Origin of the sequence: Streptomyces sp. ADI95-17, from assembly GCF_003846175.1 — a bacterium.
In the GTDB taxonomy this organism is placed as follows: Bacteria; Actinomycetota; Actinomycetes; order Streptomycetales; family Streptomycetaceae; genus Streptomyces; species Streptomyces sanglieri.
In genome coordinates, this window is the sequence record NZ_ML123053.1 from 126,936 (window position 1) to 128,110 (window position 1,175).

3 protein-coding genes are annotated in these 1,175 nt (G+C 68.9%); 2 read left to right on the forward strand and 1 reads right to left on the reverse strand.

Features of this window, described 5'->3' with window-relative positions:
• Positions 1-13: 13 nt before the first annotated feature.
• A complete protein-coding gene (locus EES42_RS39740; protein WP_124723082.1) occupies positions 14-235 on the reverse strand; it encodes a hypothetical protein in 222 nt (73 codons plus the stop codon).
• 294 nt (positions 236-529) lie between these two features.
• On the opposite strand from EES42_RS39740, the gene EES42_RS39745 reads away from it, so the two are divergent.
• On the forward strand, positions 530-727 hold the full coding sequence (locus EES42_RS39745; protein ID WP_124723083.1) for an acyl-CoA carboxylase subunit epsilon: 198 nt from the start codon (positions 530-532) through the stop codon (positions 725-727).
• Positions 728-737: 10 nt separating this feature from the next.
• On the forward strand, positions 738-1,175 hold a 438-nt coding region (locus EES42_RS39750; protein WP_277426168.1), incomplete at its 3' end, for a carboxyl transferase domain-containing protein.

A 1,175-nucleotide genomic window follows, 5' to 3' on the forward strand; every position in this document is an offset into this window, starting at 1 on the left:
CTGGGGCGTGGGCTCAGCGGACGTAGAGCCAGTACCCACTCGTGTCCGGCTTGTTCGTGCACTTCCATTCCGACCAGCCCTCGCGCTGGTACTGCTGACCGGCGTCGACACACCGGGACTTGCTCGCGTACAGGCCGATGTACGTCCAGTCCGCCGCCTGGGCGGAAGGCGCGCTCAGGCCGATGGCGGCCATTGCCGCGACGCCCAGGGACAGCAGTGCTCCACGCTTGCGCATTCGGGATTTCCTTCCGCAGAGGATCGGGTGGGGGTGGGACAAGGTGGGATCCTGCTGTACGGATTTGGGGACCGCAACCACTTTCGAGGAATAGGCCGGCCCCGTATCAGTTGGTTGCAACAGGTCCAACTTGCCTTGTTCAAAAGGCAGTTGGCGGGCCGAGCGGACGGCGTCCGAAGCGGCCCACCGGTACCCCGGCATAGGAGCCGCGTAGTCCCCCGCAAGAAATCCGTCGTCCCATGAGAAGCCGTGGGGTTCTCCGCAGTGAACTCCCCGGAGGCGAAGGAGGGTGAGATGGACAGTCCGGACAGCTCCGGGATCGCGCTGAGCGTCGAGCGGGGGCGGGCCACCGACGAGGAACTGGCCGCGCTCACCGTGGTGTTGCTCGCGTTGCGGGCCGAGCGGGAACAGTCGCCGGAGAGGCAGGCCGTCGCCGGCTCGCGGTGGTGGCGGCACGCGGACCGGTACAACGCCCCGCTCAGCTGGCAGTGAGGGGGCCGCCATGACGACGACCATCGACCCCTCCGCCTCCGCTTCCCCCTCCGCGGACTCCGCCGCCCCGGCCGATGTCCGGGGACGTGTCGTGGAACTGCACGCCCTGCGGGAACTGGCCCGCAGCGGGCCGAGCGAGAAGGCCACCGAGGCCCAGCACGCCAAGGGCAAACTGACCGCGCACGAACGGCTGGCGCTCCTCTTCGACGAGGGCACCTTCTGCGAGGTCGAGCAGTTGCGGCGGCACCGGGCCACCGGCTTCGGGCTGGAGAACAGGAGGCCGTACACCGACGGTGTCATCACCGGCTGGGGGCTCGTGGACGGCCGGACCGTCTTCGCCTTCGCCCACGACTTCCGGATCTTCGGCGGTGCGCTGGGCGAGGCCCACGCCACGAAGATCCACAAGATCATGGACATGGCCATCGCGGCCGGTGCCCCGCTGGTTTCG